Here is a 7,155-nt window from a genome sequence, read left to right on the forward strand (position 1 = left end):
GCGGCACGAGGTCGGTCAGCGACATCCGGTAGACCACCACGGCCGTGGACTCCTGCTCGGTGCTGGCCACGAACCAGCCCGCCGTGTTCGCGGCCGTCGTGCCGGTCTTGCCCGCCGCGCCGGGGTGCGCCTTGGCCGCGGACTTCGCCGATCCCCCGGTGACGGCGTCCCGCAGGGCCTCCGTCACCGTGCGCGCCGTCTTGGCGGACACCGCCCGGGCCGGCTTCGGGGCGCCGACCGGCACCGCGGCGCCGTTGCGGGTGATCGAGCGCACGGAGTACGGGTCGGTGTGCATGCCGTCGGCCGCGAAGGTCTCGTACGCGCCGGCCATGCGGATCGCGCTCGGCATCGAGTTCTCCCCGAGCGCGAAGGTGGGGATCCGCGGCCCGAGGCTCGATTCGAGCAGGCCCCAGCGCTGGGCGAACGCGTCCACCCGGTCGAGTCCGACATCGAGGCCCAGCTGGAGCATGGGGGTGTTCACGGAGTTCGCGACGGCCTGCTGCAAGGTCACCTGGCCCCAGTTGCGGCCGCCGTCGTTGCGCCCCTTCACCACCTTGCCGCTGCGGTCCCAGTACGGCCCCTCGGGCGTCTGTACGGTGACCTGGTCGTTGCCGTCGTACGTGGCCATGGGGGAGACGGGCGTACGGGCCCTGCCGCGCGTGCGCATCACACCCTCCTCCAGCGCGGCGGCGTACACGATCGGCGTGAAGGCCGTCCCGGCCGGGATGGTCGTCGCGTTCGACTCGTTGAAGCCCTGCTTCAGGTAGTCGGGGCCGCCGTACACGGCGAGCAGCCGCCCGTCGGGGGCGACGCTCGCCGCGCCGACCTTCGCGTGCTTGTCGGTGTCGGGACGCTTCTCCGCGTCGAAGTCCTTCTGGGCGTTCTGGACGGCGGCGGTCAGCGCCTCCATGCGGTTCCGGTCGAAGGTCGTGTAGATCTGGTAGCCGCCGAGGTCGAAGTCGGAGTCCTTGATGTGCCCGGCCTTGATCGCGTACGCCTTGGCCAGCTCCACCAGGTAGCCGTTCTGCGCGCCCGGGGTGCCGGACAGCGAAGACGCGGAGGGCTCGGGGAACTTCGTGTACGTGGCGCGCTCGGCGGCCGAGAGCCGGCCGGTCTCGACCATGCGGTCCAGGATCCAGTTCCACCGCTCGACGGCCCGCGCGTGGTTCTCCTTGCCGAGGGTCGGGTCGAACAGCCCGGCGCCCTTGAGGAGGGAGGCCAGGAAGGCGCCTTCGCTGGCGTTGAGCTGGGAGACGTCCTTGCCGTAGTACGCCTGGGACGCGCGCTGGATGCCGTAGGTGCCGCGGCCGAACCAGCTGGTGTTGAGGTAGTCCTGAAGGATCTGCTTCTTGTCCTTCTGGTTGTCCAGCTTCACCGCGAGCAGGAGTTCGGTGAACTTCCGGGAGAGGGTGCGGTCCTGGCTCAGGTAGGCGTTCTTCACGTACTGCTGGGTGATGGTCGACCCGCCCTGGGTCTCCCCGCCCGTCACCGCGGCGCGCACGGCGCGCAGGACGCCCGAGGGCGAGACGCCGGGGTCCGAGTAGAAGCTGGAGTTCTCGGCCGCGAGCACGGCGCCCTGGACCTGCGGGGGCACCTTCTCGAGGGGCATCTCCTGCCGGCTGACCCAGCCCGTACGGGCCATCGTGGAACCGTCGGCCCAGTAGTAGATGTTGTCCTGCTGTTTCGCGAAGGAGTTGAGATCGTCGGGTATGTCCGTGACCACGTACGCGCACGCGACGAACCCCACCATGCCGATGAAGGCGTACAGGCACGCGCCCAGCCACTGGCGCCCCGAGGGTATCCAGCGGCGCCAGCCGCTGCGGCCCGGTCTCGGGTAGGCGGGCCGCAGACGCCGCAGCTGCGGGCGGGCCGCGGCGGCGGCCTTGGCGCAAGCCGGTGCCAGGGCCGCTACGAGGGCCGGTGCGAGGGCGCCCAGCGGACCGGGTTCCGTACGGGTCCGACGACGCGAACCGGAGCCCTTGAGGCGGCCCGACGGGGCTGCGCCGTCGTCCGTCGGGGCCGCCCGCCGGTCGTGCGGTCGTCCTCTTCCGGCCCTCTCCTGCCTGCCCACTCCGTATGCCCTTTCTGCCGTGCTTTCCCCACACCCTAGATGCTCGGGCTGTGCGACCGGCGAGGGGCGGGTCGGCCGCGTAAGCGGAACGGAACGATGGGGTCGTCAAGTTGTGCGAAGATTCCGTCCCCCGGTTCGAGTGGACCGGGTGACAAGGGGAAAAATAGTGATACCAAAGAGGTTCAGGCTCGCCGTCGGTGCGGCCCTGACCGTGGGCGTGGCGTCCGCAAGTCTGCTCGCTTCCTCTGCGAGTGCGGAATCCGGCCCCAAAGCAGCCGACCGGAAGACGGTCGACACCTTTGCCCGCCTCGCGGACGACGTGCTCTCGCAGCGCACCGAGGCCCTGGTCGAGGACCGGGCGGGGAATCACAATTCGGGCCGTACCACTGCGAAGACGCGCATGTCGGCCCAGCTGAAGAAGGACGAGGACGCCGCGATATCGTCGCTGCGTTCTCGTAAGACGCGGCTGGCGGAGCTCGGCGAGGCCTACACGGGCGCCGACACCAAGGTCTCCGTGGACAAGGCCACGGTGACCGGCGGCAAGGCGACCGTAGAGGTCACCGAGCAGACCACGCTCACGTACAAGAAGCTGCGCGGGGACGAGCCGGCGACGACCGACTTCCGCACGCGCTACGAGCTGAAGCTCACCAGCAAGAAGGGCGGTGCCTGGGAGCTGACCTCGATCAAGTCCCAGGAGGCCGGTCCGGTCGCGGTGAACGAGCCGGTGGCGGCCAAGGCCAACGTCGTCAAGGACGACGGCAACCAGTACCCGGACGGCACGCCCGCGTCCACCAAGTACCCGGCGCCGGCGAAGCCCAAGGCGAAGACCGGCGGCGCGTACGACTACGCGGCGATGGCGAAGTACGCGGAGAAGTACTGGAGCAACTACAACCCCGCGTACCGCAAGTTCAGCGGGGCCGGCGGTGACTGCACCAACTTCATCAGCCAGGCGCTGAAGGTGGGCGGCTGGAAGGCCGTTCCCGGCTCGACGTCGGACTACCGCAACTGGTGGTACGACGGCGCCCGCCAGTCCGACTCGTGGGTCGGCGCGAACGAGTGGGCCTGGTTCACGCTCTCCAACGAGCGGGCCGCCAACCTGGCGAACGTCTACCAGACGGACGTCGGCGACATCCTGCAGGTGGACTTCAACAAGGACGGGTCCAAGGACCACTCCATGATGGTGACCTACCGCAGCAGCGCCGGCATGCCGTACGTCACGTACCACTCCACGAACACCTACCGCAAGTCGCTCGCGAGCCTCATCGCGTCCTACCCGGACGCGGTCTACTTCGCATACCGCACCTGACGGTAGCCCTCCGGTCCCTCCCGCCGCGGAACCTCCGCGGCGGGAGGGGCCGGCCCGGGCGTGTTCGGAGGACTGCTGATGCGCAGCGTGACCTACTCGACGGGCGGGTCCCTCGACGGCTACATCGTCGGGCCGGACGGTGTGGCGCGCGGGCCGGCGTCGTTCGGCCAGCCGTAGCCGGTGCGCGGGGGATCGGGTACGGCGCCCACCGCGGCCAGGTCCCGGTCGGCGGCGCGCATCAGCTGACCGGCCAGATCCCGCATGGCCCGGCTCGCCGCCAGCTCGTCGCCGATCGCGTGGACTTCCACGTCCTGCGGGTTGCAGCGGGACCGGCCCCGGCCGGTCATGATCGTCGTGCCGTTGTCGAGCACCGCCCGTGCCGTGGTCGTGCCGTCCTCCTCCTCCAGGTAGACGCCCACCTGCCACTGTTCGGCGTGTGTCATGACGCGCCTCCTCACGCCCCGGGTCCTCCTCCTTCCAGGATCCCTCCGTACGGGCCCGGGCGCGCAGTCGCGGGACCTACCCGGCGGGGAGGGGGACGGGGCCGCCGGTCAGGGTGACGTGCAGGCCGTCCGCGCGGACCCGTACGGACGTGGCCGCGAGCCCCAGCGGGTAGGCCCGGGGCGCCTGCGCCTGCGCCTGCGGTCCGAACCGGTCGGCGGGGACGGAGCGGCCGAACACGGTGAGCCCGTCGACGGCGAGGGAGACCTTCCCGTCCGCGAGCGCGGGCCGCAGCGTCAGCTGTCCGGCGCCGCCCGGGCCCACGGCGGCGAGGACGGTGCCGTTCTCCGGGTCGGTGCTGACCGAGGCCACCGGCACCCCCGGTCTGGTGGTCCGGATCGCGTCGGCGATCGCCTGCGGGGGGACGGTCACCTCGGCCCGGGTACTGCCGACGGTGGCCTTCGCGCCGAGGCGGACGTCGTCGAGCCGAGCTTGGACGCGGAGGGGGGAGAGCGTCCCCACGCGGGCGGCGTCGCTGCTGATGTCCAGCCGGGGGATGCGCTCGTGCGCCAGGTCCCACAGGGCCCAGTCGTCGCCGCCCACGCCGACCGACACGTCGTCACCGAGGCCGGGAGCCGCCTGCGCGACGCGGTGCTGGATCACGGTGCGGGCCGCGGATTCCGCCCCGACGGCGGCGACGGCCACCAGGACCGCGCCGGCGGCGACCGTGAGGAGGAGGTGGCGGCGCACGGCCGCCCGGAGCCTTGCCAGGAGGCGCTTCATCACCGGTCTCCCTCGGGGTCGAGATGCGGAAGGATTCGGTCCAGCCAGCCGGGGAGCCACCAGTTGGCACGCCCGAAGAGGTACATGGAGGCGGGCACCAGGAGCAGGCGGACCACGGTGGCGTCGATGACGACACTGACGCCGAGGCCCAGCGCGAGCATCTTGACGGCGACGTTCGTGGAGAGCAGGAACGCCAGGAACACACTGGTCATGATCAGCGCCGCGCAGGTGATGACCCGGGCCGTGGCGGCGAGACCGGTGGCCACGGCCAGGTGGTTGTCCCCGTGGCGCAGCCACGTCTCGCGGATGCGGGAGAGCAGGAAGACCTCGTAGTCCATGGAGAGCCCGAAGACGATCGCGAACATCATCATCGGCACGTACGACTCCACGGGCACCGTCTCCGTGACGCCGAACAGCGCCCCGCCCCAGCCCCACTGGAACACCGCGACGACCACGCCGTAGGCGGCGGCGATGGAGAACAGGTTCAGCACGGCGGCCTTGAGCGCGACCAGCGGGCTGCGGAAGACGCTGAGCAGCAGCAGGAACGCCGCGGCGGCGACCACGCCCACGATCCGGGGCAGCGTCGAGGCGAGGGTGTCGGTGAAGGTCTGGGTGGCGGCGGCGGTGCCGGTGACGTATCCGGTGGCGCCGGTGCCGGACAGCGCCCGCGGCACCGTGTCCTCCCGCAGGGTCCGGATCAGGCCGGCGGTGGCCGGGTCCTGCGGACCGGTGGCGGGGGTGACCGTGGTGAGGAGCAGGGCGTGGTCGGGGCTGGGGACGGGGGCGGTCACGGAGGCGACCCCCGGTACGGCCGTCAGCTGCCGCTTGAGCGAGACCGCCAGTTCCTGACGCCGCCCCTCGTCGGCGACCCGGCCGCTGTCGAGGTGGGCGACGACGGTGAGGGGCCCGTTGGCGCCGGGGCCGAACCCCTCGGTGATCAGGTCGTAGGCCCGGCGGTCGGTCCTGGTGGCGGCCTGCGCCCCGGCGTCGACGTGCCCGAGCCGCATGGACGCGGCCGGGACGGCGAGGACGCCCAGCACGAGCAGACCCCCGGCCAGGAAGACCCAGGGGCGCCGGCTGACCCTGACCGCCCAGCGGCGCCAGACGTCCGACTCGCCGGTGGGCTCGGCGACCGGCGTGCGCACGTACAGGCGGTCGATGCGGCGGCCGAGGAGTCCCAGCAGCGCGGGAGTCAGCGTCACGGACGCGGCGGCGGCCACGACGACGCTGAGCCCGGCCGCGACACCGAGGGTGCCGATGAAGCCCACGCCGGACACGCACAGCCCGCCGAGCGCCATCGCCACGGTGGCGGCGGCGACCAGGACGGCACGGCCGCTGGTGGCGACCGTACGGCCGACCGCCTCGGCGGGATCCGCGGTGGACGGCAGGAGCGCCCGGTAGCGGGTGGCCAGGAAGAGGGCGTAGTCGATGCCGACACCGAGGCCGATCATCGCGGCCAAGGTCGGGGCCGCCTGGCCGAAGTCGAACGGCCCCGCCAGCAGGCCGAGGCCGCCGAGGCCGATGGCCAGGCCGAGCACGGCCGTCAGCAGCGGCAGCCCGGTGGCGGCGACGCTGCCGAAGCCGATCAGCAGGACGAGTACGGCGACGGCCAGCCCGATGGCCTCCGACACGCGGTCGGCGGACCTGGGCGTGGCCAGCTGCCCGAGCGGATCCCCGTACTCGACGGTGAGGTGCTCGGCGCGCAGCGGCTCGACGGCGGCGTCGACCCCGGCGAGGTAGGAGGGGTCGAAGGACGCCGGGCTCGTCGTGAAGCGGACCGTGACCTGCGCGATGTCGCCGCGCGCGGAGACCGCCCCCGGCGTGGCGAGCGGGTCGGCCACCGAGAGGACCTCCGGCAGGCGGCCCAGGCCGGCGACGGCCGATTCGACCGCGGCCCGGTGATCACCGACCGGACCCCCGCCGGACTTGATCACGATGGGGGCCGCCGTGCCCCCGGAAGCGCCGCCGTGGGCCGTGATCAGGTCGGCGCCGGTCTGGGCGCTGGTACCGGGCAGGGAGAAGCTGTCCGCGTAGGTGCCGCCCCAGGTGTGGTCGGCGAGCGCGAGGCCCGCGAGCAGCAGGACCCACACCGCGACGACCCGCCAGGCGTGCCGGGCGCACCAGCGCCCGCTCCGGTGGAGGAGTCCGGGCTCCTCGGCCGTTGGAATGTTCATGGGGCCCCACTGTGCGCGGCGCCGGTAAGGGGATCATGGGCGCAATGTTCGGGGAATGTACGGAGCCCGTCGCGCCCGCCGCGTACGGAGCCCCGCGCGCCCGCCGGGTACGTACGGGGCTCCGTGCGCGCGCCTGCCGCGTACGGGCTCCGCGCGCCCTCAGTCGGCGTCGGGCGCCGCCGGCAGGGTGACGGTGAAGCAGGCGCCGCCCTCCGGGCCGTGCCCCTCCACGCGGATGCGGCCGCCCAGGCGACCGGTCAGCCGGTGGGCGATGGCCAGCCCCAGGCCGCTGCCGACCGGGCGGGTGCCCCGGTAGCGCTCGTGGAGGGCGCCGCTGTCGAAGGCGACGCGGACGTCGTCCTCGGTCAGTCCGGGTCCGC

Annotated in this window: 6 protein-coding genes; 1 reads left to right on the top strand and 5 read right to left on the bottom strand. The window is 72.7% G+C overall.

Translation table 11 applies throughout. The features are described 5' to 3' along the window. Positions 1-2,071: transglycosylase domain-containing protein (locus ACFV0Q_RS35805; RefSeq protein ID WP_385011334.1), on the bottom strand; the 2,071-nt coding region annotated here is incomplete at its 3' end. A 166-nt stretch (positions 2,072-2,237) separates the two neighbouring features. Here ACFV0Q_RS35805 and ACFV0Q_RS35810 point away from each other — a divergent pair. Then, a complete protein-coding gene (locus ACFV0Q_RS35810) occupies positions 2,238-3,377 on the top strand; it encodes an amidase domain-containing protein (protein ID WP_385011336.1) in 1,140 nt (379 codons plus the stop codon). A gap of 119 nt (positions 3,378-3,496) precedes the next feature. On the opposite strand, the gene ACFV0Q_RS35815 is transcribed toward ACFV0Q_RS35810, so the two are convergent. From ACFV0Q_RS35815 to ACFV0Q_RS35830, 4 genes are all read right to left on the bottom strand, one after another. Then, on the bottom strand, positions 3,497-3,820 hold the full coding sequence (locus tag ACFV0Q_RS35815) for a DUF1876 domain-containing protein (RefSeq protein ID WP_385011338.1): 324 nt from the start codon (positions 3,818-3,820) through the stop codon (positions 3,497-3,499). A 76-nt stretch (positions 3,821-3,896) separates the two neighbouring features. Continuing rightward, positions 3,897-4,601, bottom strand: a complete 705-nt coding sequence (locus tag ACFV0Q_RS35820; RefSeq protein WP_385011339.1) for an LmeA family phospholipid-binding protein — start codon at positions 4,599-4,601, stop codon at positions 3,897-3,899. After that, on the bottom strand, positions 4,601-6,775 hold the full coding sequence (locus ACFV0Q_RS35825; protein WP_385011340.1) for an MMPL family transporter: 2,175 nt from the start codon (positions 6,773-6,775) through the stop codon (positions 4,601-4,603). Before ACFV0Q_RS35825 ends, ACFV0Q_RS35820 begins: the two co-directional genes overlap by 1 nt. Positions 6,776-6,934: 159 nt before the next feature. After that, positions 6,935-7,155: ATP-binding protein (locus ACFV0Q_RS35830; RefSeq protein WP_385011342.1), on the bottom strand; the 221-nt coding region annotated here is incomplete at its 5' end.

This window comes from Streptomyces sp. NPDC059564 (genome assembly GCF_042735575.1).
In the GTDB taxonomy this organism is placed as follows: Bacteria; Actinomycetota; Actinomycetes; order Streptomycetales; family Streptomycetaceae; genus Streptomyces.